This window comes from Hyphomicrobium zavarzinii ATCC 27496 (assembly GCF_000383415.1).
GTDB lineage: Bacteria > Pseudomonadota > Alphaproteobacteria > Rhizobiales > Hyphomicrobiaceae > Hyphomicrobium_C > Hyphomicrobium_C zavarzinii.
This window is the reverse complement of sequence record NZ_KB911262.1, coordinates 160,000-182,060: the sequence shown is the minus strand read 5'-3', so window position 1 is coordinate 182,060 and position 22,061 is coordinate 160,000. Positions and strand designations below refer to the sequence as shown.

The following is a 22,061-nucleotide window of genomic DNA, read 5'->3' as shown; positions in this document are numbered from 1 at the left end:
TGACCGTCGTGCCGAGAAAGCGGACGTTGCCACAAAAATTGTAGTGACCTGCCTTGCCATCACTCCGTCGATCGTGACGAAGTACTCCTTCGCCCTTCGGGTGCGGCGATGATCGAAACAGTGACTGTCAAACCGTGAATCTTAGCGACGTTCGCACAGATAATGCGGTGAGGCGCCCTTCCGAAGGAGAAATCCGCTGCGTCATGCGAATTAGGGACAAGGCGCACGGCCAATCGCTCGCGTGCCAAACAAGTTACAGCGCCCTACTAATCACTCGAATTCATAGCCGGCGGTTAACCGCAAAATTGCATCCTCGCTGTCATCGGTCAGACCAAAGGCGCCGCCGACGCCGAAGTGCGTTTCGTTTTTGCAATCGAAGCGCAGGTTGATCCCCGCGTACTGTTCCGTGCTGCTACCGTTGACCGCGTGCTGACCGAGATTGAACGGCTGCCTTGGGGCGCACTCGGCAGGTGGACACAGCACAACGATATTTCTTACGGCACCTACCTCTACGGCTGGCCGATCCAACAGTCGCTGATGGTTGCTTTTCCAAGCATGAGCATCACTGCGAACATGTTCGCGGCCTTGGTTCTGGCACCACTAGCTGGATTTGCGTCTTGGACAGCGATCGAGACCAAGGCGCTTAGTTTCAAGACGCTTTTGCCGGCGCGGCCCGATCCGATAAATCGCCAATCATAGGGTACCTTTGCACGGTCTACGGTGAGGGTCAGAGCTAGCTGGCTAGCCGCGCAACCGGTTCGTAAGACGAGTAACGTGCTATCTCTTTTCCGCCCCTGCTGAGGTCAGGTCACGCGTCTCGGCCGCTATTGTCGCGTCGCTGCCAAGACCAAGCCAGGATTGCAGCCTGATAACCGTTTCCGGCAGCAGCACGAGGTTGAGGAAGGTTGCCGAGGCGAGGCCACCAAGGATGGTGATAGCCATCGGCGCTTCGATTTCATGACCAGGCCGGCCGAGGCCCAAGGCGAGAGGCACCAAGCCGAGCGCCGCCATCAGCGCCGTCATGAACACAGGTGCGAATCGCTCCGCCGCCGCGAGATGAATGGTGCTTGCCGACCAAGGACGGCCCTCGTTGTCGACGAGATGCTCGACATGAGCCAGCATCATCACCGAGTTTCTCGCCCCGATCCCAAACACGGTGACCAGTCCAACGAGGCTGCCCAGCGTGAGCCCTATCCCACTCGCGACGATGGCAGCCATTCCTCCGATCAAACAGAACGGCACGTTGACCAATAGCACCGCGGCGAGCGCGCGCCTCCGGAACGCTAGCGCCAGCACGATGACTACGAGCCCGATCGCGATGGCGGTCAAGAACGCCAGGCGGATCTGTCCGGCGCGTTCTTCCTCGGCGCGCCCCGCATATGAAACATAGACGGCGGGCGGCAGCTTGAGCTCGGAAATCCGAGCTTTCACATCGGCGACGATATCGCGAAGCGAGCGCTCCTCCGAGCCGTTGAAATTCACGGTGACCCGGCGCTGAGCGCTTTCATGCTGAATGTTGGAGCGTCCTTCAGCGATCTTTATGGAGGCGACGTTGCCGAGAAGCACACGAGCCTTGGAGTTGCCAATGAGCAAGTTCGCGAGCTGCTCTACGCGATCCCTCTCGGCTGGCGCCAGGATTACGACAACGTCCACCGTCTGGGCACCAACGTAGGTCTGCCCGATCGTCGTGCCGGCAAAAGCCGTCTGCACGGCATCGAGCGCGTCCTGTGCCGTGAGGCCATAGCGAGCCAGCGCCGCATTGTCGAGCGAGAGGGAAACCGTCGGCACTTTTGCCTTGCGAGGAATGCGCAGGTCTTCCACGCCCTCGATCGACGCGACGGCCTGTTGAATCTGATCAGCCGCCGATTCAAGAGCTTCGAGTTGCGGGCCGCTGAGATTGACGACCATCTGCGCTGTCTCGCCGCTCAGGGTCTCACTGATACGGTCGCCAAGGAAGGTCATTGCCTCGGTGCGCACCTCGGGGAATCTTTCGAGAACCTTCCGGATCATGTCTTGCGCTTCGGTTTCCGTCTCCTCGTGCTCGGCGGTCAACTCGACATGGAACTCGCTCTTGTCTGGGCTCCAGGTATCCTCGCCCACCTCGGCTCGCCCGATCTGATGTCCGACAGCAAGAATGAACGGCAGTTTGAGAAGTTCGTTTGAGATGCGGATCCCTGTCGCAGCCACGTCAGCGACAGACGTCCCCTGCGCCGCCGCTGTCATTTGAATGACGAAGTGCCCCTCACGAAACTGCGGGATGAGCTCGCTGCGCAGAAAGGGGGCTACAGAGACCGCAGCAGCGGATGCAGCGATCAGTGCGGCCACGGTAAGCCCCCAGTGCCTCCGCACTGCCCTCATGCAACGAGCCTGCACGTCCTTCATGCGTTCTAGCAGGCGCGGGGTCTCCTTCGTCTCCTCGCCGGTGAGCATCAAGGCGCACAACGCCGGCGTGACGGTGAGGGCCACAACCATGGACGCAATGACAGCAATGATGAAGGTGAGCGCCATCGGTCCGATAAAGCGTCCCTGGACGCCACCAGTGAAGAGGATGGGCAGGAACACGAAAATGACGGCCAGTGTGCCGTAAAACATCGAACCTCGAATCTCGATCGAGGCCTCCTCGATAGTGGCGAGATCGTCCGTGCGACCTTCCGCCTTGGCGAGGCGAAGCCGGCGCATGATATTTTCAATGTCGATGATGGCGTCGTCGACGAGAACGCCGAGCGCAAGGGCGAAGCCGCCGAGCGTCATCGTATTGAGCGTCTGCCCGAACTCGGCCAGCACCACGATGGCAGCCAGCAGCGATAGAGGAATGGCGAGAAACGAAATCAGTGCCGCCTTCCAACTCCGTAGGAAGGCATAAAGCACGAACAGGATGAGTGCAGAACCAAGCGCAAGCGCGTGTTCGAGGTTCCCCAGCGCCCGTTCGATGAATGACGCAGGCCGGTGGAGCAGGATGACGTCTATGCCGCGCTTCTCGAGCGCCGGCTTGAGGTCCAAGAGCGCGGCCTCCACAGCCTCCGTTGCCTTCAAGGTGTTAGCCCCAAACTGGCTTGAGACCGTTACAAGGACGCCGGGCTTGCCCATGATGGTGGCGTCGCCGATCGGCACCATCGGTCCGATGGTCACGTTTGCCACCTGCCCAATCGTGACAGGTACGTTGTCCTGCATCACGACCAGGGCCTGAGCTATTTTCTCGGGATCCGGGGTCGGCGGCGTGGCATCGAGCGTTATGCGCTGCGAGCGGGTGTCGATGGTGCCGCCGCCGCGCAAGGCCACTGCGGCCCTGCCGGCTTCCATGAGTTCGGAGAGCGAAATGCCGAGACCCGCCAGTCGGTCGAGATCGGGCTGGATCTGCACTTGCCGCACTGCGCCGCCATAGACCGTCACGCGCGCAATACCCGACAGAGACAGAAGATGCGGATTGATGGTCCAGTCCGCGATGTCGCGCAGCGTGTAGGCATCGACCACATTCGAGACTAAGCCGAACTTGAGGACATCCATCGTGCTCGAGGTGAGCGGCGTGAGCCTCGGCTGCTGCACCCCCTCTGGGAGCTCTCCAGTCAGCGTGGCCAGCCGCTCCGATATGCCCTGCCGGAGCGTGAGCGGATCGGCGTCCTCGGTGAAGGTGATCAACACAACCGACAGCCCATAAACGGACTCCGAACGCATTGACTCAATGCCAGGCGCACCGTTTACGGCTGCTTCAATGGGCCGCGTGATGATTTGCTCGACGTGTTCCGGTGCGAAACCCGGCGCTTCCGTTTGGATGGTCACCTGAGGCGGCACGAACTCAGGAAAGACGTCCAGGGGCGCGTTGAGCGTAAAGAGCACTCCGGCGACCAGCCACACGACGGAAAGGGCTGCCACGGCCACTCGGTAGCGGACAGACCATCGGATGATAGCATCCATTGGCGCGCTCTAGTCGGGATCTGAGTTGGAATTGGCATCCGAGCTCGCGAGCGGCGAGCCGTGGTCGTCCTTGGTCCCGTCCTGCTCCTGAGCAGGCATCTTGTCGCGAGCCGCAGGCTTGGCGCGCGACCCGGCATCGTCCCCGCGGTCGTCGTCGTCATCATCGTCGAACGAAGCGGGGTCGGCTTCACGCGATAGGAGGGCGGACGCACCCTCCACGACGACCTTCGTTCCTGGAGCAAACTCGTTGGTGATGTAACCGTCGGCGACCGGCGTCGTAAGCGTAATACGGCGGCGCTCGAACTCGCCCGGCTTGCCCTCAATGTAGCACCAGGAATCGCCAGCAAAAACCACCACGGCCGAGGCCGGCACGATCACGCCGGCCGTCGTTGCACTTCGCTCGGCATTGACCTTGGCCCGATCGCCGGGTCTTAAGCCGGGGCCGGTCGCCATGATGCCGAAGAACGAGGTGCCGGGCATGGCAAGACTGCCCGAAGGCGCCGGCCACACCGTTGTCACGGGTGTCTCCTCGCCCCCACCGAGGGCAACAATCCGCACGTTTTTTGGCCCACGCTCGTCGGAGCGCGGGAAATCGAGCCGCACCAGCGTCGTCTTGCCGGAAGAAAGCTCATCGACGAGGTTTTGGCGCTTCCCGGCCGCTAGGAATGGCGCTGACTCGCCCCAAGAGTTGCGCAATTTGAGTTCGAGCAACGCGACCTGCGTCGCGTCTGTTGCGGCCTGCCGCTCGGCATTGTCTAGACGATGCTCGCCGAGGGAGGTCGTTCCCTTGAAACGGTCCACAGTCCGTTTGCTGAACCCAAGAGCAATCTCTGCCGCGCGAATCTCGGCGTTGAGCTGAGTGAGAGGGTCAGGACTAAGGAGCGTCGCGATGCCGGAGATTTTGGTAGCCATCTCCGCGGGCGTGACGACTGCCGTTACCGGTCTGAAGTTGATCTCGGCTTCGGGGCTGTAGGCCTCAGATCGCGGCTGATCACACGCGGCAATGGCAAGCGTCGCGATGCACACAACCGCACGAAAACCAGACCTAAGCGCTTCCATCGGGATTTATTCCCATAATTTTAGGGAAGAATGCCCGATCGACGTGCCATTGACCAGTCCCCCAGTAGCTTGCGGGGGCTGCCGCACGAGCACCCGTGCCCACACGGCCCTCGGGTCCTGATGAACAGCGACGCCGGTACTCCAGATCACCGTTCTTCGCCCATCGAGCGGAACGAGGGCCTCGGGCACGCGGCGCACCAAGTACCAGTAGCCGTTACGATTGATGGGTTGAGCTTCTTTGGGCTTGTTCGCCATGTCCGTCCTTCCGCTCCTTGCGGCAAGATGGACGGATGAATTGTCGACTCATATGTCGACGTATCAAGCCCTCGCGGCTACGCCACACCCCTCCCGTCCCACAATTTTGTGCGACATTTCAGGAAGTTAGCGTCGATCGACTTGGCGCCCCGTAGGGGACTCGAACCCCTGTTACCAACGTGAGAGGCTGGTGTCCTAGGCCACTAGACGAACGGGGCTGCTCTCCGAAGGACGCCACCTATAGGAGAGGCCGGGCCGCCGATCAAGGACGAACTTCGCCCAAATGCACATTCCCCATGAGCCAAACGGCCGCGCGGGCGCCGGCACCGGCCCTAGCGCCCGCCCGCCCCGGGGGAGACCTCAACGCGGCGCACCACGGCCCCGCTGGCAAGGTCGAAAATCGCGATTCCGGCCCCAGAGGGCGCCTCGTAGTGGACGGCAAGGCGATCCCCGCTTAACGAGACGGACTTGACGACCGCGCCCGCCGGCAGATCGAGCCGGTCCTGTGACGGGAGCGCCGCTGCCGCAGGAGTCTCCTGAGTGGCTTCCTGAGTGGCTTCCTGACCCTCCCGTGGTGCCGAGGGCGTCGAGGAGAGATAGATGATCCGAAGGACGACGGCCGTAAGTCCGGCAATGATGAGCAGGCCGAGAAACGACACGATGAAAACCAGGAGGCGCTCGGTACGCTTGCGCACGGCCGTTTCGTCGGCCTCACCGGCGGCCGGATCGCTCGCAGGCTGGGTCATGCCGCCGATGTCCTTCCGTATCGCGCTGCCATCCCGCAGAGCCTCCCCCATCGTCTGGATTCAAGCGGAACGTCTAACAGCTTCCCCTGTCCCAAGGCGACAGAAAAGCACGCCGCGAAAGCGCAAGGACCTCAGCCGATGATCGACCAAGACGACGAGTTGGACGACGAAGGCGAGATCGACGAAGCCGAAGGCGCGGCGGTAACCCCGCCCAGCGGCTCCCACACGCTCACCGTTTCCGAGGACGTTGCTGGCGCACGGCTGGACCGCTTTCTCGCTGACAGCCTGGCAGGGCTGAGCCGCGCCCGCATACAGGCTCTCATCCGCAAGGGGCAGGTCCAAGGTCCGCAAGGAACCGCCACAGATCCAGGCGCCAAAGTGAGGCCCGGCCAGAGCTACGAGATCACGATCCCGCCACCGGAACCGGCAGGCCCGGCGCCCGAAGCGCTCCCGCTCGCCGTGGTCTACGAGGACAAGCACCTGCTCGTCATCGACAAGCCCGCAGGCCTCGTCGTCCACCCGGCTGCCGGTCATGCGAGCGGCACGCTCGTCAACGCCCTCATCGCCCACTGCGGAGACGAACTCTCCGGGATCGGAGGCGTAAGGCGGCCCGGCATCGTCCACCGTCTCGACAAGGACACATCCGGCCTCCTGGTCGTCGCCAAAAGCGACGTCGCGCATCAAGGTCTCGCCGAGCAATTCGCCTCTCACGGAGCCGATGGACGGCTCGTGCGCACATACGAAGCGTTCGTGTGGGGCGCTCCCCTCCGCCAAAGCGGAACCATCGATGCCAATCTCGGCCGCAGCCAGACAAACCGCACACGCATGGCCGTTCTGCGTGGAGAGCATGGCCGACACGCCGTCACGCATTACGAGGTGGTGGAGTCCTTTACAGGACCTGACGGCAAGCCCTTGGCGTCTCGGCTCAAGGTCGCACTCGAAACCGGGCGTACTCACCAAATCCGCGTGCATCTCGCCCATATCGGCCATCCCGTAATGGGCGATGCAGTCTATGGCGCGGGCTTCAAATCGAGCACGCGGCGCTTGCCGGAAAAGGCCGGAGAAGCACTGGAAAACCTAGGCCGCCAAGCGCTTCACGCCGAGGAGCTGGGCTTCGAACATCCGGTCACGCACCGCCCGCTTCACTTCACAAGTTCGCGACCAAGCGACATGGAAGCCCTTTATGCGGCCCTGAAACCAACACTGTCCGAACCGCCAAAAGCGCCGAAACGCAAGGCGAAGCGCAACGTTTCCAATCGGTAATTAGCCCGGCAGACGGATTCGGGGATAAGGTTGCGTTAAGGTTCGGAGTGTCGAACTCCTAAGCGATCTAAACGTTGAGACACGACGTAGAAGACAAAGCGGACAAGCCGGTCGATCGCCCGGCAGAACGCGAGACAACTCCCTTCCGCCAACGGAAGGGAAAGCGGATCTGGAGACGGCAGCGTCTCCAGTTCCTGAGATGGGGAGCGTAAACTGGCTGGTCAACCCGGCCAGAGCGTTTGAGACAAATGGCAACAAAAACTCTTCCGACGATTGCTGGCGGCTCCGGTGGCCTCTCTCGGTATCTCGAGGAGATCCGCCGTTTTCCGATGCTCGAGCCCGATCAGGAATACATGCTGGCCAAGCGTTGGCGCGAGCACGGTGATCCGGATGCGGCGCAGGAGTTGATCACTTCGCATCTTCGCCTCGTCGCCCGCATCGCGATGGGCTACCGCGGCTATGGCCTGCCGATCGGCGAGGTCATCTCCGAGGGCAACGTCGGCCTGATGCAAGCGGTCAAACGCTTCGAGCCGGATCGCGGCTTCCGCTTGGCGACCTATGCCATGTGGTGGATCCGCGCCTCGATCCAGGAGTACATCCTGCGCTCGTGGAGCCTCGTGAAGATGGGCACCACCGCGGCCCAGAAGAAGCTGTTCTTCAATCTGCGCCGCGCCAAGAGCCAGCTCCAGGCGCTCGAGGAAGGCGATCTCAAGCCCGAGCACGTGAAGTCGATCGCGAAGAAATTCGGCGTGTCGGAAGAAGACGTCGTCTCGATGAACCGGCGCCTCGGCGGCGATGCGTCGCTGAACGCTCCGGTGCGCGCGGATTCCGAATCCGGCGAGTGGCAGGACTGGCTGGTGGACGACACCCCTGACCAGGAGGAGCAGCTCGTCGAAACGGAGGAGATGGGACGGCGCAAGTCCTATCTCAGCGATGCCCTCTCGACGCTGAACGACCGCGAGCGGCGCATCTTCGAAGCACGTCGCCTTGCGGAAGATCCGGTCACGCTCGAGGAGCTTTCCAGCGAGTTCGGCGTCTCGCGCGAGCGTATTCGCCAGATCGAGGTGCGCGCCTTCGAGAAGGTGCAGAAGGCGGTGCAGAACGCATCGCGTCTCGAAACCGGCGACGTGAGCTGAAGCACGTCGGCAAGAATCAAATGAGCAGCAAAGGTCGTTCCGCCTGAAAGCGGAGCGACCTTAGTGAAGCTGAAGCCACTCGCGGGCGCTCTTCTGGGCGGCCGCGATTTGCTTTTTGGTCATCTCGCGCGAGATTTCCTGGCGATAGCTCTTGGCGGCCTGGTTGCCGCGTAGCGCCGCGATGTTGAACCACTTGTGCGCCTGGATCAGATCGATTTCCACGTCCCGTCCCGCGCAATACATAAGCCCCAGCTGGAAAAGGGCATCCGCCCCGTCCACCTGCGCCGAGCCGTCTACGACGTCCTCGGCCGAAAAATCAAAACGTGCCATTCCTGTTTACCTCTGAGCACTTATCGGTCGAACTCCGAGCCCCTGCCGATCCGCCGCAAAAGCCGCGAACGTGGGCCTCTTGACGATAACGATAGGTCCGACTGCGATGAAAAGCGGTAAACGAGGGAACAGGCGTTTCGAAAAGAACGCCTTTCCCGGCGACTCGTTTCGAGCCAATCGGGTGACTTCCGGTCACCGGGAAATTCAAGTTTAACGAATTCCGTAACCTCCGGCTAACCATGCCGGAAGATTGACGGAGACGTCACGCAAGAGCGCTCGAAAGCCCGCGCTGCACGGCCTCGCGCTCGGCAAGCCGCGCAAGCCAAGCCTTTACGCGCGGAAAATCGTCGATGTTCTGGCCCTGCCGCTGCCAGTGAACCATCCAGGGATAGGACGCGATGTCGGCGATCGAATAGTCGTCGGCAATGTAGCTGCGGCCCTTGAGCCTCTTGTCGAGCACGCCGTAGAGCCGCGTCACTTCCTTGGTGTAGCGCTCGATGCCGTAGGCGACCTTCTTCGGCGCGTAATGGCGGAAGTGGTGCGCCTGCCCGGCCATCGGACCAAGACCGCCCACCTGCCAGAACAGCCATTGGTCCACCAGCACACGGCCACGCTCGTCCTTCGGATAGAGCTTCCCGGTCTTGCGTCCGAGATACTGGAGAATGGCCCCGCTCTCGAAGATCGAAATCGGCTCTTTGCCCGGGCCGTCCGGATCGACGATGGCCGGCATCTTGTTGTTGGGAGAGATCGCGAGGAAGCGGGGCTTGAACTGATCGCCCTTGTTGATGTCCACCGGCTTGATGCGATAGAGCAGCCCGCACTCTTCCAGCATGATGCGGATCTTGTGCCCGTTCGGTGTGGGCCAGAAATAGAAGTCGATCGGCTTTTGCGCCATTGGAATCCCCCCAGATAGAGCCGTAGCTAGATTGTGAGCACAGTGGAGCCTGTCGTCTTGCGCGCTTCGAGCGCGCGATGAGCGTCGGCGGCATCCCTGAGTGCGAACGTCTGGTTGACCGAGATCTTCACCACACCCGACAGCACCATCCGGAACAGATCCTGTGCGTTTGCGTCGAGTTCCGCGTGCGTCGCCGTATAGGCCATGAGCGAAGGCCGGGTCGCGAACAGCGAACCCTTGAGCGCCGTGAGCTCGAACGGCGGCACCGGGCCTGAGGCATTGCCGAAGCTTACCCAAAGCCCTTTCCTGCGCAGACAATCGAGCGAACGCGGATACGTATCCTTGCCGATGCTGTCGTAAACGACGTGGCAGCCTTCGCCGCCGGTGATCTCGCGCACGCGCGCCACGAAATCCTCGCGCGACGTGTTGATGACATGGGCAGCGCCGTGCGCACGCGCCAGCTCCGCCTTCTCGTCGGTGCTGACGGTCCCGATCAGCGTCGCGCCGAGTGCACGGGCCCATTGGCAGGCGATCAGCCCAACGCCGCCCGCCGCAGCATGAAACAGCAGCACCGTTCCGGGGCCGACGTTGTAAGTCTCCCTAAGTAGATAGCGCACCGTCATGCCCTGCAGCATCATGGCCGCAGCCGTCTCGTAAGCGATCCCGTCGGGGAGCTTCACAAGCCGGTCGGCGTCGATCAGGCGCTCTTCGGCATAGCCCCCGAGCACGCCCGCGTAGGCAACGCGATCCCCAACCGAAAGCGACGTCACGCCGGGCCCCAGCGCCACCACATCGCCCGCCCCCTCCATGCCGATCACGGCCGGCAGAGTGGCGAGCGGGTAGAGACCGGAGCGATGATATACGTCAATATAGTTCAATCCGGCGGCGCGCTGTTTGATTCGCACCTGTCCCGGGCCGGGCACGCCAACCTCGATTTGCTCCCAAGTCAGACGATCCGCACCGCCGACGGCATGCACGCGCACCCCATGCACCATTTGAGCAACTCCATGAAACGGATTGAGAATTGATGTCGCTCGGGTTCGCCTCGCCGGATATGGCCCTTCGGGCGCCAGGAGACTGCCTTGACCCTGCCACGGCTGCCTTCTATTGGCTCCCTCAAGTGATCACAAGAGGCCGGAAATGAGCATGTGCCACGCCGCCACACGAATTGCGGCGCACTTGGCTGTGGTCGCGGGAGCATTGGCCCTGGGAGCCTGCGCAATCGGCGCGGGACCGGAGATCGAGACACGTGCGGGCCTCGGCTGCGTGGACGACTCACCCGAATGCATCAGCCGCCGGCAAGCCACCCTGCGCCATATGGTCGACGACAAATCCCGGAGCTGGGTCCACGAGAGCCCCACGCCCGAGGCCTACGCGTCCGGCGTGCGCCTGTTCGCCTACAAGACCAAGAAGAAGGAGCTTTCCTGCGACGAGCTGAAGCGCGGGAAGCTGGAGGCCGACACCGCGCGCACAAGCCTGGCGAGCATGGGCACGCGCCTGACACCCGCCCAGGTTTCCCGCAGCGCCATGCTGGCAGGCGAGGTGGGCCGCGAGCTGCAGGCCGAGCTCAATCGGCGTTGCAAGAAGGCCTGACCCTGGCCAAACTGGATTTCCTCCCCACATAGGGAGCCACAAACCGCCCTCCATGCGGCGAGCCCCTCGCCCGGCCCTCATGACATGAAAGACGTTTGCCAATGGCACTTGAGGCAGTTGTCGACACGATCGTGACTTTCGTCAGAGAGCACGAGAACTGGGCGGCACCGATCGCGTTCCTCGTCGCATTCGGCGAAAGCTTCTGCTTCCTCTCCCTTCTGATACCCGGCACGGCCATTCTCGCAGGCATCGCGGCCCTGCTCGCTGCCAGCGGCATAGAGGTCTCGGTGCTCACCCCCGCCATCATCGCGGCAGGTCTAGGCGGCACGCTCGGCTACGCCGTCTCCTTCTGGATCGGCCGCTACTTCAAAGATAGCGTGCACAAGATCTGGCCGTTCAGCACCCGGCCCCACCTCATAACGCAGGCCGAGGAGTTCTTCGACAAATACGGCGCTTTCGGCGTGTTCCTCGGCCACTTCTTCGGCCCCGTGCGCGCCGTGCTGCCGGTCGTCGCCGGCATGTTCCGGATGCGCGAGCTGCCGTTCCAGATCGCCAACATTCTGAGCGCGTTCATCTGGGCGGCCGGCGTGATCGCCCCCGCCTTCTTTCTCGTCACCTTCAAGACCGAGGTGCTGGGCTTCCTCGCCGCTCACGAGTATGCGGTCGCAACCGCGCTGTTCCTGCTGGCGGTGGCCCACAGTATCCCCCGCCCCATCCTGTTCGTACCCACGCTGATCCTCGTGTTCGGCCTCGGCACGCTCATGGTGATCGGAAACGGCAACTTCCCGCTGATGTGCCTCTCGGCGGCAGCGGGCGCCTTCGTCGGAGACTTCTACGCCTATTACAAAGGCATCCTCCACAAGGAGGACCGCATCGCCACGTGGCCGTTCTCCGCAACCCAGAAGCAGCACGTCGAAGCGCGCGCCTTCGCCGAAAGACACGGCTACCTGAGCCTGATCCTCAGCAAGTTCCAGGGCTTCAACCGCGGCCTCGTGCCCCTCGAGATCGGCGCGCTGGAGCGTCCGGTGCTGCCGTTCGTCGCCGTGAGCGCCGTCTCCGCCCTCGCGTGGTCGGCAGCCCTTCTCGCGCCCGCCCTCGTCATCGGATACTTCACCGCACGCGCCTGAGACGGGTTCTAGGCCGAGGGTTTCCGCAGAATGGCGGAGCACGCATAGTCGCGGAACGGCCGCTCGAACGACAGGGACGCGCCTGTCTCCGAAGCAACCCGCCGAAGCTCCGCCTCGAGCTCCGCCCTGGGCTCCACCGAAAACTTCCGGAGCCACGCTCTGAGCCCAGTGCGAAAAGCACCTGGCAGCCGCCCTTGCTCGCCGAAATCGACGATATGCAGCGATCCCCCGGGAGCGACGGCATGGAGCGCGCGGTCGATCGTCTCTCGCCACGGCGGGATCATCGACAGCGCATACGAGATGAACACCCGGTCGAAGCCATCCACGCCGAACAGGTCCCTGGGCTCGAAACGCGAGGCATCCGCCTGCCCGAGCGTGATGCGCCGGCTGAGACCCGTTTTGGCGACAGAGGCCGCCGCCGTCTCCAGCATGGCACCCGATACGTCGAAGCCGAAGAAGCGCGCGGAAGGATAGCGCCTGGCCGCCAGAATGAGGTTGCGCCCCGTGCCGCAGCCCACTTCCAGAACGCTTCCGCCCGAGGGAACGTCGAGTGTATCCAGCAGTCCGTCTCGGCCGAGGAGATAGTACTTACGGGACGCGTCGTAGATGTGCCGCTGCAGGCGATAGATCGCGTCCATTTCGGCGGCGGCATCCACCATGGGCTAGCCCTCGAACGTGTAGAGGTGGAATCCGCCGTAGATCGACGAGCGATCGAAGACGCCCAGTGCTCGGGATTGGGCGGCATCGTAGCGGAAGCGCCCGAGGATCGCATTCGGAACGCGTCCGGGTAGGATCGTTTCCTCGCCCGCCGTCCGGAAGATCACGCGGCATCCCGGCTTGCCCGTCCGCACGATCTCGCTCCACAGCGCCGTGAGCTGCTCGTCCGTCATCCAGTCCTGAGCGTCGAGCAGCACGTAGGCGTCGTAGGTGGGCGCGGAGAAGCTGCGCAGATGCTCGGCAAACGACGCATGAACCACGGTGACGTTGCCGACGCGGGACTTCAACGTCTCCCAGTTCGCGCGCTCGAGATAGGGTGGAAGCGGCCCCGCGCCACCCGCAGCGTATCCGCGGCCGAACGCCTGCCAGGCGAAATAGTTATCCTTGAGATCGAACCCGTAGGCGAGGCGCGCCAAGCGCTCCTTGAGCACGTCCGCCATCTGCGGCGCATCACCCTTGAGCGCATCGAACTGCGAGGGCGGAATGCCGAGCCCGAACAGGGAGGCGGGCTTGTCCATGAGCCAGCGCATGTGGCGCATCTCGAACAACGGCGCCAGCTCCTCCTGGAAAATCCGCTCCTGATCCGCCCGGTCCTTCGCCTCCAGCATCCTGGCCGGGTTGCGGCCATGGATGCGTGCCATGAGATGCCCCGCCGTGATGAAGCTGCCGAGCAGCCCTTGGCGGTAGAACCTGCGGCCGAAATAGCTGATGCGGCGGCGGCCGAGGGCATCCCGCCCTTCCCAGTAGGCACGCGTGGCCGCGTCGAGATGAGGGGCGAGCAGGCTGTCGTAGATCTCAGCCGTCTTCGCATCTGCCGCCGACACGAAAAAGCGTGCGAAGGTCTCGTAGTCCGGCGCACGCGCGACGGCAGCCGTCTTGAGCTTGTTCAGCGCCACATGCGCCGGGTTGAGATCGAGCGCCGTCACCCGCACATCCGCCGCCGTCACGTAGGAGAGCACGTTGCAGCCGCCCGAGGCGATGGCGGCCACGTTCTCGCCGGGCTTCAGCGCCATGGCCTTGAGGTCGACGACGGGATCTTCCCAGATCTGCGGATAGACCAGGCCGGAGAACGCCCAGGTGAAGAAGCGCTCCTCGAGGCCCTTCCGGCTTGCCACGCCATACCGGTGCACCGCCTCCGCCAGCCGATGGTTCTTCCGGCTGCCGCGCAGGGCGTCTTCACCTTGTACGTGCGCCTCAGCCACTCCGCTCATGGAAAATCCCCCGAATATGCTTATTCATTGGGCCCGACTAACGACTTCATGTTGCAGCCCTGTGACAGAAGGGCGGCAGGTCTGTGGACCCCGTGCGACACGTGGCATCCCGCCCCAGGCCCCGGCGCCGTTCGGCTTGCCTCTGGCCGCAAGATCCCTTAGACGAGGCGTCATAGATCGGACATTCGGGCGAAGCGCCCGGCATTCACAGGATTTTTCGCCCATGACCGCCCGTCATCACCGCAAGGTCGAGATTCAGAAGAAGAAGGCCCGCCGCGCCATTCCCCGCTCCAAGGTGACGCGCATCCAGGGCAACACCGCAGCCGCCCGCAAGCGCCTGAAGAAGCTCTCAGGCAAGACCCGCGCCGCCAAGGCCAAGGCTTCCGCCTAATCATCCTGCGTGCATGAGCAGTCAGCGCCTCGGACGCGGCCCGCGTCCGGGGCTTTTGCTGTTAGTGAGGCTCAACGCCGGAATACGGTGATAGCCTCCACGTGCGCCGAGTAGAGGAACTGGTCGATCGGCGTCACGGGCCCCATGCGATAGCCCCCGTCCAGCAGGGTTCGCGCATCACGGGCCAGGGTCGCCGGGTTGCAGGAGACGGCGATCACGGTCGGCACCTTCGACTTGGCGAGCCGCTCCGCCTGCTCGGCCGCACCCGCCCGCGGCGGATCGAGCACCACCGCGTCGAAACCCGCGAGCTCCCGCGCCGACAACGGATCGTGATAGAGATCCCGTACCTGCGCCGTGACGGGCTTCAGCCCCTGCGTATGACGAACCGCGCCCGTGAGCGCGGTGATCGCCCGCCGGTCGCTGTCGTAAGCCGTGATCGACGCGCGCCGCGCCAGCGGAAGCGTGAGCGTCCCCACCCCGCAGAACAGATCCGCGATCGTCTTTGCAGACTTCGGCAGCGCAGCCACGCACATCTCCGCCATCAGCCGCTCCGCCTGAGGCACAGCCTGTAGGAACAGACCCGGCGCGATCTCCACCTCCACGCCGGCAATGGTGACGACCGGACGTCCCCCCGCCACGATCAACTCGCCTCCGACCATCAGCCGCGCGAGCCCCATCTTCTGCGCAAGCGCGCCGAGCTCCGCCCGCTCGTGAGGCGAGAGATCCTTGCGGCCGTTGTCGAACGAAACGTCGAGCCCACGGTCGAGGCGCGTCACCACCAGCCGCCCGCCCGCGCGATCCGGCATCACCCGCTGCGCGATGACGCGCAGGCCGGGAACGGCCGAGACGATCAAGGGATCGAGCACCGGACATTCCACGAGATCGACGAGGGTATGCTGCCCCTCCTCACGAAAGCCGAGGATGACATCCGCGCCGCGCCGCTCGACACCCAGAAACGCGCGCCGCCGGGAGCGCGCGTCCACCACCACCGTCTCTTTCACGTCGGCGTCTATGCCGCGATGGCGGAACGCCTCCACAACGAGACCGCGCTTCCAATCTCGGTAAAGACCGGGAGACATATGCTGTGCAAGGCACCCGCCGCATTGCATGAAATGGCGGCAAACAGGCTCGGCCCGCTCTGCGCTGTCCGTTATGCGATGGTAGCCGTCATCGCTCCTGCGCCACTGCTCGCCCGCAAGCGCGAACGGCACGTACACCGTCTCGCCATCGAGCGTGGCGACGCCGTCGCCTTTGGCGCCGAGCCGCTCGATGACGAACGCGCCGCTTTCCCGAACCGAGCCCTCACCCATCGAGATGCGCTCCCAAAAGAAACTCCTGATTTCCCGAGCCGCCTTCGATGGGCGACACGATCACGCCGTCCACGCGCCATCCTGCAAGAGAGCCGACCCACGCCGCGATCTTCTCCGCCTGCGCGTCCCTCACCTCGGCATCCCGCACGATGCCGCCTTTCCCGATCGCCTGCGGCCCGGCCTCGAATTGCGGCTTCACCAGAGCAACGAGCCAGGCCCCCGCATCGGCAAAGGCAAGACCGGCCGGCAATGCCTTCTCGAGCGAGATGAAGCTCACGTCCGCGACGATGGCCCCCACCTTTCGCGTGATCTCCCGCGAGGAGAGCGCACGTGCATCCATCCCCTCGAGCGACGTCACCCGCACATCCTCGGCGAGGCGGGGATGGAGTTGCCCATGCCCCACGTCGACCGCGAACACATGCGCTGCCCCGCGCCGCAGCAGCACCTCCGTAAAGCCGCCGGTCGAGGCCCCGATGTCGAGTGCGGCCCGGCCCGCCGGATCGAACCCGAAGGCATCGAGCGCGGCTTCGAGCTTGAGGCTGCCGCGCGAGACATAGTCGGCCGCCTCCAGAAGCTGGATCGGCACATCCTCCGGCACCAGCGCACCAGGCTTGGTCTGCACGGCCCCGCCTACGCTGACCGCACCGCGAACGATCAGATCACGTGCGCGCGACCGGGTGGGAACTAGTCCCCGCGCAAGAAGCACCTTGTCGAGCCTCAGCCCCATGAATTGCCGATTCCGTCCTGAACTTTCTGTCCTGCCCGCTGGTTCTGCCACAGAGGGAGGCTATATAGCGTAATGAACTTTTCTCACGAGGCAGCCAGAAGTAGACGGAGACTATTGATGATGAAACCCAATCGTCGGAACTTCCTTGTCGCAGCAGGTGCCGCGGGCCTCCTCTCCGCTGTATCCGTTGGCGGCATCCGCCGCGCCTTCGCGGAGACGCCGTCGGGCCCGTTTACCTTGCCGGCGCTGCCCTATGATCCGGCCGCACTGGAGCCCCATATCGACGCCACCACCATGGGCATCCACCACGGCAAGCATCATGCCGCCTACGTCAACAACCTCAACAACGCGCTCAAGGATCACGGCGAGCTGGCCAAGCTTCCGCTGGAGGAGCTGCTCGCCAAGCTCCCGGAGGTCCCGGATGCAGTCCGCACCGCGATCCGCAACAACGGCGGCGGCCACGCGAACCATTCCATGTTCTGGCAGATTATGGGCGCACCCGGCGGCCCCGGCCCGGACGGCGCTCTGAAGGAGGCCATCGACCGCGACCTCGGCGGCCTCGAAAAGCTCCAGGCCGACTTCAACACCGCGGGTACCAAGGTGTTCGGCTCGGGCTGGGTGTTCGTCACCGTCGACAAGACCGGCAAGCTCGCCCTCGTCTCGAAGCCGAACCAGGATACGCCGCTCATGGACGGCGGCCGCGTCCTCATCGGCAACGACGTCTGGGAGCACGCCTACTATCTGAAATACCAGAACAAGCGCGCAGACTACCTCAAGGCCTGGTGGAACGTCGTGAACTGGAAGGCCGTCGCCGACCGCTACGCCGCCGCACAGGCCGGCAAGCTCGCGATCTGATCTCGACGTATAGAGCCGATAGCGATGTTCCCCATCGCTATCGGCTTTCTTACGTCAATCGCGCAAGGCATACCGCCCCGGGCCGTTGGCGAACAACAGCAACAAGCCGCCCGCAAGGCCGAGATTCTTGAAGAAGCTGATCATCTGCATGCTGCCGCCGTCGCCGGACCAGGCGGAGTGAAACACCAGCGCAGTGACGATGCAGAAGACGGCGAGGATGAGACCGGCCCAGCGCGACAAAACTCCGAACAGGATGGCAAGCCCGCCACCGAGCTCCGCGGCGATGGCAAGAGGCAGCAGAATGCCGGGAAGCCCGTAGGCTTCCATGTATCCGGCCGAGCCGGCATAGTCGGTGATCTTTCCAATGCCTGCCCAGATGAACACGGGCGCGATAAGAAGGCGCGCGGCGAGACTGGCGAGGTCGTGCGTGGATGTCATGGTTCAACCTATGTTGTAAGGGTGGGCCCGACTGCACGCTGAACCTAGCTGCTTCGCCAGATCAGGTCACGGCCTTGCTGATGAGCCCGGCCGAAAGCCATCCGTTGAGATATTGGGCGACCCGCAGCGCCGCCGTGTCCGGATCGTCATAGACGGCTGCCATTTCCGCGAGTCCCGCGAACGCCTTGCCGCGCGCGGCCTCGCTCCACAGCATATGCTCTTCTGCCCCCAGCCTCCGCACCGAGGGAACAGTGTTCCGGCGCCAGACGAGAAAAGCATGAGGCCCCTCTAGGACGGCCGCGGGGGCAGCCTCCTCATCCTTGAGAGCGCGCCAGATCTCGAAGGCGTTGGTCTCGAAGTCCAGCACGGCAGCCGACGGATGCGGAACGAAGGCGAGCCCGCCCCACGTCTCCGGCGGATGCTGCGCAAGCCCCGCAAGATCGAGCACCGGCGCATCCGGCGCATCGAACGCGAGGTCGAGCTGCCGTTCGAGCAGCGCGATCTCGCGAAGCTCGGGCTCTGCCACAAACGGATCGCGCGACAACAGCTCTGGCACCTCGCTCGCATACCAGCGCGCATTCGCATGCCGAGACGGGTAGAGCGCCACATAGCGCTGCGCCATGAGGGTGAACGCCTCGTCTCCCATGTGGCGTGCGAGCATGGGATAGGCGTTCCGCACCACCTCCACGAGACGCCCCACGTAAGCGTTCCGGTAGACGCCGAGCAGCACCGCGTTGCTCGTGCGCGAGTTGGCGGGAATGAGCGCGAGCACGTCATCGGAGCCATCGACGATCGCCGCCTGAAAACGCGTCTGCAGCTCCGCAAGAGACGGCGGCTTCGCGGTCATCCGAATGCCCTTATGCGTCAGCCGCGGCCGGTTTCAGCATCTCGGCCGCGACGGACCGCGCCACATCGAGCTCCGCCACCAGCTCGTCCAGCGGCGGGATGTGATCGTCTCGCTCGATGATCGCGGACACGGGACCGAAATGGCGCAGCGCCGTTCGATAGAGATCCCACACCTCGTCGCACACGATCGCATCGTGCGTATCGATGATGTGGCTCATGTTGTGCTCGTGCCCCGCGAGATGGAACTGCACGATGCGCTCCTTCGGCACGCCCGCGATGAAAGCATACGCATCGAAGTCGTGATTGAACGCGGAGACGAACACATTGTTGACGTCGAACACCAGCCAGCATCCGGTGCGCCGCGTCAGCTCCGCGATAAACTCCCACTCGCTCATTTCCGAATGCGAGAACTGCACGTAGCTCGATACGTTCTCGAGCGCGATCGCCTGACCCAGATATTCCTGCACGTGATGCACGCGCGCCGCCACGTGGTCGAGCGCCTCGCGGGTATAGGGAACGGGAAGCAAATCGTGCAGGTTCACGCCATGCACGCCCGTCCAGCACAGATGATCGGAAATGAAAACGGGCTCGCTCCGCTTCGCAAGCGCTTTCAGATCCCGCAGATAGCCCTCGTTCAAAGGCGCCGTCGACGCGATCGAGAGAGACACACCATGCATGACGATCGGATAGCGCGCGCGGATGCGATCCAGCATTTTGAGCGGCTGCCCGCCCGGCACCATGTAGTTCTCGGAAATGACCTCGAACCAGTCGACATTCGGATTTCCCTCCAGAATGTCCTGGTAGTGCTGAGGCCGGAGACCAAGGCCGAAACCGAGGTAGGGCGGCTTCTGTGAGGAGCCCTCGGCATTGGCCGGCGGGCATTTCTCTGCCGTCATGACGCGCGCCTCCGGAATTCAAATTTCGCGATGTCCGGCGGTAGTCTTCCTGCCGCCGGACATCATGACGCTCGGGAGCGGCTTACTTCGCCGGCTCGAATTTCGCGCCTTCGACCTTCTCGCAATCGGCCTTCGTGCTCTCCGTGAAGCCCTGGCCCTTGCAGGCATTCTGCCCCTTGCAGGCGTTGGTCGCGGTCTTGCACGCGCCTGTGCCCTTACAGGCATTTGCGCCCATGCAATGTCCCTTGGCTTCGTCGGCAGCATAAGTCGGCGCCGAGACGGCACCGGCCAGCAGAAGCGTTGCAGCGGCGGCAGCGAGAGCGGAGCCAGAGGTCACCGTGAGTTTCATGAGCGTATCCTTTCTTATGATGAACGCCATCCCGGAGTGATCATCGAAGGGCTTCCCGTCCCGGGTGCCGACCGAGGAAGCATGCTGGGAGCTACGCCGTGCCGCGAAAGGAAGTTTCAAAAAATCCGCAAAATAAAAACGTTGATCCGATGACGAAAAGCGGCCGTATGACTTCGCCCCAGCGCGTGGAATGCGCCGAGGCTCAGATCACGGCGTCGCCTTGACCAGCTTGCCGCTGAACACCACGGGTCCCGTCGGCTTGCCCGTGGGCGAGCCACCCTTGGGCTCCACGCTCACCGCATAGGTGCCGTCCATCATCATGTCGTGCATCTTGCCGCCCGCCATGGGCCGCACGTCCATCTCGCTGTCGTCGAACACGCCGAGCGACTTCGGTTGCGGCATGTCGTCGTGCACGAGCCAAAGCTGGTAGGACTTCTCCGCTTCCGCCGGCTTCTGCATCGCGGAAATGACGAACATGTTCGTCTTGGTATCGACAGTCAGCAGGAACGCCGGCAGCGCATCAGTTGCCTGCAGAACCGCCACATACTGCGTCGGCATCTGGCGCCGTTCGTACTCCTGCCAGCCGACCACGCCCGCGAGCGAAGCCGCCAGCGCCGTCATCGCACCGGCCGCGGTGCGCCAGCGGCTTGCCCGGCGCACCAGCGCCTGCTCGCGCGCCTTGAGCGACACGACATGCTGCGAAAGCCCGATTTGCGCGCGGATCTTGCTGTAAAGCCCAGGCGGCGGCTGCACCGGCGCCACGACCTCGGCCAACGGCCCGAGACGGCGCTCCCATACGGCGACCGCCTTGGCGAACGCCGGGTCGCTTTCGAGCTTGGCCTCCGCCTCGGCGCGTTCCGCGCGCGACAGCGTTCCGAGCACGAACTCGGCAGCCAGGGCATCGATGTCGTCGAGCTCGTTCATCGCTCGAGGCACCCCTTCAACTGAGCCAGACTGCGATGCAGCCAGGTCTTGATCGTGCCCTCGGGACGATCGAACCGCTTGGCGAGCGCGTCACGGCTCAAGCCATCCAGATAGGCGAGCCGGACCATCTGCCGCTTGTCGGGCTCGAGCCCTTCGAGGCATTTCAGCAGCCGGTCCACATCCTCCCGCCGCCCGAGAACCTCGACGGGATGCTCGTCGTCGCTCGGAAGATCGTCCAGCTCCGACACGTCGGCCGCCGGTCGCACGCCGCGCCGCCGCACCTCGTCCAGAGCCCGGTTACGCACGATCGCGGCCATCCAGGTAATCGGCGCCGCAATCTCGGACTTAAAGTCCTGAGCGCGCTCCCAAATCCTGAAATAGCTATCCTGGACCACGTCCTCCGCCGCCTCCTTGCTTCTCAGGATACGCAGGGCAACGGAGAAGAGTTTCGCGGAGGTGGCTTGGTAAAGCTCCGCGAACGCGGCTTCATCGCCGCGCGCCACTCCGGCAAGAAGCTCGTCGAGCTGTCGGCGCGTGGACTTCATTCCAGCCGTTCCGGTTACGGAGTTCGCCCATGTCGCACGATGGGCGCAGGCGCGAAAAACTGCGACAGTAATAACGGATTGCGGCCTCATGTCGAGACACGAGCTGCGGCTTGGCTTAATCAAAGGCTGAACAGAACCCTTTGCATCTGGATAGCCACGGAGATCCCCTTGCCGAGTTTCGGACTGCCGACCAATCTCGCTCCCATTCTTCTGCTCCTTGCCTCGAACATCTTCATGACGTTCGCCTGGTACGGTCACCTCAAGTTCAAGAGCGCGCCCATCTGGATCGCAATCGTGGTGAGCTGGGGCATCGCCTTTTTCGAATACTGCCTCGCCGTCCCTGCCAATCGCATCGGCCACGGCACCTATACGGCCGCCGAACTGAAGACGATCCAGGAGGTGATCACGCTCACGGTCTTCGCGGGCTTCTCGGTGCTCTATCTGCACGAGCCGCTGACGCTCAATCACCTGGTGGGCTTTGCACTCATCGTGGCGGGAGCCTATTTCATTTTCCGGGGGCCGCTATGAGGCTGACA

Annotated in this window: 25 protein-coding genes and 1 tRNA gene; 8 read left to right on the top strand and 18 right to left on the bottom strand. The window is 63.6% G+C overall.

The genetic code is table 11. The annotated features are described in order from the left end of the window. Nucleotides 1–354 precede the first annotated feature (354 nt). Nucleotides 355–699 (top strand): hypothetical protein, encoded by a 345-nt coding sequence (locus tag F812_RS26690; protein WP_156827560.1) that lies wholly within the window; start codon nt 355–357, stop codon nt 697–699. 78 nt (nt 700–777) lie between these two features. On the opposite strand, the gene F812_RS24770 is transcribed toward F812_RS26690, so the two are convergent. The 5 genes from F812_RS24770 to F812_RS0119520 form a co-directional block, all read right to left on the bottom strand. Next, nucleotides 778–3,912 carry an efflux RND transporter permease subunit gene (locus tag F812_RS24770; RefSeq protein WP_051113884.1) on the bottom strand — a complete coding sequence of 1,045 codons (3,135 nt, stop codon included), beginning with the start codon at nt 3,910–3,912 and terminating at the stop codon, nt 778–780. Between the two features lie 9 nt (nt 3,913–3,921). Beyond that, nucleotides 3,922–4,971 (bottom strand): efflux RND transporter periplasmic adaptor subunit, encoded by a 1,050-nt coding sequence (locus tag F812_RS0119530; protein ID WP_156827559.1) that lies wholly within the window; start codon nt 4,969–4,971, stop codon nt 3,922–3,924. A gap of 6 nt (nt 4,972–4,977) precedes the next feature. Next, nucleotides 4,978–5,226, bottom strand: a complete 249-nt coding sequence (locus F812_RS26685) for a hypothetical protein (protein WP_156827558.1) — start codon at nt 5,224–5,226, stop codon at nt 4,978–4,980. A gap of 142 nt (nt 5,227–5,368) precedes the next feature. Then, nucleotides 5,369–5,444: transfer RNA gene (locus F812_RS0119525), tRNA-Glu, on the bottom strand. Between the two features lie 114 nt (nt 5,445–5,558). Beyond that, nucleotides 5,559–5,972 carry a hypothetical protein gene (locus F812_RS0119520; protein ID WP_156827557.1) on the bottom strand — a complete coding sequence of 138 codons (414 nt, stop codon included), beginning with the start codon at nt 5,970–5,972 and terminating at the stop codon, nt 5,559–5,561. A 138-nt stretch (nt 5,973–6,110) separates the two neighbouring features. On the opposite strand from F812_RS0119520, the gene F812_RS0119515 reads away from it, so the two are divergent. Next, nucleotides 6,111–7,235 (top strand): RluA family pseudouridine synthase, encoded by a 1,125-nt coding sequence (locus F812_RS0119515; RefSeq protein WP_020087667.1) that lies wholly within the window; start codon nt 6,111–6,113, stop codon nt 7,233–7,235. Nucleotides 7,236–7,483: 248 nt separating this feature from the next. Then, entirely contained in the window at nt 7,484–8,371 is an 888-nt protein-coding gene (gene rpoH / locus F812_RS0119510; RefSeq protein ID WP_020087666.1) for an RNA polymerase sigma factor RpoH, read from the top strand. A gap of 60 nt (nt 8,372–8,431) precedes the next feature. On the opposite strand, the gene F812_RS0119505 is transcribed toward rpoH, so the two are convergent. The 3 genes from F812_RS0119505 to F812_RS0119495 form a co-directional block, all read right to left on the bottom strand. After that, nucleotides 8,432–8,701 (bottom strand): SEL1-like repeat protein, encoded by a 270-nt coding sequence (locus tag F812_RS0119505; RefSeq protein WP_020087665.1) that lies wholly within the window; start codon nt 8,699–8,701, stop codon nt 8,432–8,434. 262 nt (nt 8,702–8,963) lie between these two features. Next, nucleotides 8,964–9,596, bottom strand: coding sequence for a glutathione S-transferase N-terminal domain-containing protein (locus tag F812_RS24765; RefSeq protein WP_020087664.1), 633 nt, complete (start codon nt 9,594–9,596; stop codon nt 8,964–8,966). 26 nt (nt 9,597–9,622) lie between these two features. Next, the gene (locus F812_RS0119495) at nt 9,623–10,591 is read right to left on the bottom strand and encodes a quinone oxidoreductase family protein (protein ID WP_020087663.1); all 969 of its coding nucleotides are present in this window, start codon (nt 10,589–10,591) and stop codon (nt 9,623–9,625) included. Between the two features lie 145 nt (nt 10,592–10,736). Here F812_RS0119495 and F812_RS0119490 point away from each other — a divergent pair, with 145 nt between their 5' ends. Beyond that, the gene (locus F812_RS0119490; RefSeq protein ID WP_156827556.1) at nt 10,737–11,189 is read left to right on the top strand and encodes a hypothetical protein; all 453 of its coding nucleotides are present in this window, start codon (nt 10,737–10,739) and stop codon (nt 11,187–11,189) included. A 101-nt stretch (nt 11,190–11,290) separates the two neighbouring features. Continuing rightward, complete coding sequence (locus tag F812_RS26195) at nt 11,291–12,316, top strand: DedA family protein (RefSeq protein ID WP_020087661.1); 1,026 nt, start codon at nt 11,291–11,293, stop codon at nt 12,314–12,316. A gap of 8 nt (nt 12,317–12,324) precedes the next feature. Here F812_RS26195 and F812_RS0119480 read toward each other — a convergent pair whose 3' ends face one another. Together F812_RS0119480 and F812_RS0119475 are read right to left on the bottom strand one after the other, a co-directional pair. Then, a complete protein-coding gene (locus F812_RS0119480) occupies nt 12,325–12,975 on the bottom strand; it encodes a class I SAM-dependent methyltransferase (RefSeq protein ID WP_020087660.1) in 651 nt (216 codons plus the stop codon). Between the two features lie 3 nt (nt 12,976–12,978). After that, the gene (locus tag F812_RS0119475; RefSeq protein WP_051113883.1) at nt 12,979–14,244 is read right to left on the bottom strand and encodes a BtaA family protein; all 1,266 of its coding nucleotides are present in this window, start codon (nt 14,242–14,244) and stop codon (nt 12,979–12,981) included. A 223-nt stretch (nt 14,245–14,467) separates the two neighbouring features. Between F812_RS0119475 and F812_RS26860 the strand changes: the two genes are divergently transcribed. Beyond that, complete coding sequence (locus F812_RS26860) at nt 14,468–14,635, top strand: hypothetical protein (protein ID WP_020087658.1); 168 nt, start codon at nt 14,468–14,470, stop codon at nt 14,633–14,635. Nucleotides 14,636–14,706: 71 nt separating this feature from the next. On the opposite strand, the gene F812_RS0119465 is transcribed toward F812_RS26860, so the two are convergent. Together F812_RS0119465 and F812_RS0119460 are read right to left on the bottom strand one after the other, a co-directional pair. Beyond that, nucleotides 14,707–15,945 carry a class I SAM-dependent RNA methyltransferase gene (locus F812_RS0119465; RefSeq protein ID WP_020087657.1) on the bottom strand — a complete coding sequence of 413 codons (1,239 nt, stop codon included), beginning with the start codon at nt 15,943–15,945 and terminating at the stop codon, nt 14,707–14,709. Further along, nucleotides 15,938–16,672, bottom strand: coding sequence for a TlyA family RNA methyltransferase (locus F812_RS0119460; RefSeq protein ID WP_020087656.1), 735 nt, complete (start codon nt 16,670–16,672; stop codon nt 15,938–15,940). The genes F812_RS0119465 and F812_RS0119460 overlap by 8 nt, the downstream gene beginning before the upstream one ends. A 117-nt stretch (nt 16,673–16,789) precedes the next feature. Between F812_RS0119460 and F812_RS0119455 the strand changes: the two genes are divergently transcribed. Then, nucleotides 16,790–17,527, top strand: a complete 738-nt coding sequence (locus F812_RS0119455; protein ID WP_020087655.1) for a superoxide dismutase — start codon at nt 16,790–16,792, stop codon at nt 17,525–17,527. A 54-nt stretch (nt 17,528–17,581) separates the two neighbouring features. Here F812_RS0119455 and F812_RS0119450 read toward each other — a convergent pair whose 3' ends face one another. The 6 genes from F812_RS0119450 to F812_RS0119425 form a co-directional block, all read right to left on the bottom strand. Continuing rightward, entirely contained in the window at nt 17,582–17,965 is a 384-nt protein-coding gene (locus tag F812_RS0119450) for a DoxX family protein (RefSeq protein WP_020087654.1), read from the bottom strand. A 61-nt stretch (nt 17,966–18,026) separates the two neighbouring features. After that, nucleotides 18,027–18,812 carry an HvfC/BufC N-terminal domain-containing protein gene (locus F812_RS0119445; protein ID WP_020087653.1) on the bottom strand — a complete coding sequence of 262 codons (786 nt, stop codon included), beginning with the start codon at nt 18,810–18,812 and terminating at the stop codon, nt 18,027–18,029. Nucleotides 18,813–18,822: 10 nt separating this feature from the next. Further along, nucleotides 18,823–19,707 (bottom strand): MNIO family bufferin maturase, encoded by an 885-nt coding sequence (gene bufB, locus F812_RS0119440; protein WP_020087652.1) that lies wholly within the window; start codon nt 19,705–19,707, stop codon nt 18,823–18,825. 82 nt (nt 19,708–19,789) lie between these two features. Further along, nucleotides 19,790–20,056, bottom strand: a complete 267-nt coding sequence (gene bufA2, locus F812_RS0119435) for a BufA2 family periplasmic bufferin-type metallophore (RefSeq protein ID WP_026868281.1) — start codon at nt 20,054–20,056, stop codon at nt 19,790–19,792. A gap of 207 nt (nt 20,057–20,263) precedes the next feature. Then, entirely contained in the window at nt 20,264–20,980 is a 717-nt protein-coding gene (locus F812_RS0119430; RefSeq protein ID WP_020087650.1) for an anti-sigma factor, read from the bottom strand. Beyond that, complete coding sequence (locus tag F812_RS0119425) at nt 20,977–21,525, bottom strand: sigma-70 family RNA polymerase sigma factor (RefSeq protein WP_020087649.1); 549 nt, start codon at nt 21,523–21,525, stop codon at nt 20,977–20,979. The genes F812_RS0119430 and F812_RS0119425 overlap by 4 nt, the downstream gene beginning before the upstream one ends. Nucleotides 21,526–21,693: 168 nt before the next feature. Here F812_RS0119425 and F812_RS27070 point away from each other — a divergent pair, with 168 nt between their 5' ends. Beyond that, nucleotides 21,694–22,053 carry a DMT family protein gene (locus tag F812_RS27070; protein ID WP_020087648.1) on the top strand — a complete coding sequence of 120 codons (360 nt, stop codon included), beginning with the start codon at nt 21,694–21,696 and terminating at the stop codon, nt 22,051–22,053. Nucleotides 22,054–22,061 lie beyond the last annotated feature (8 nt).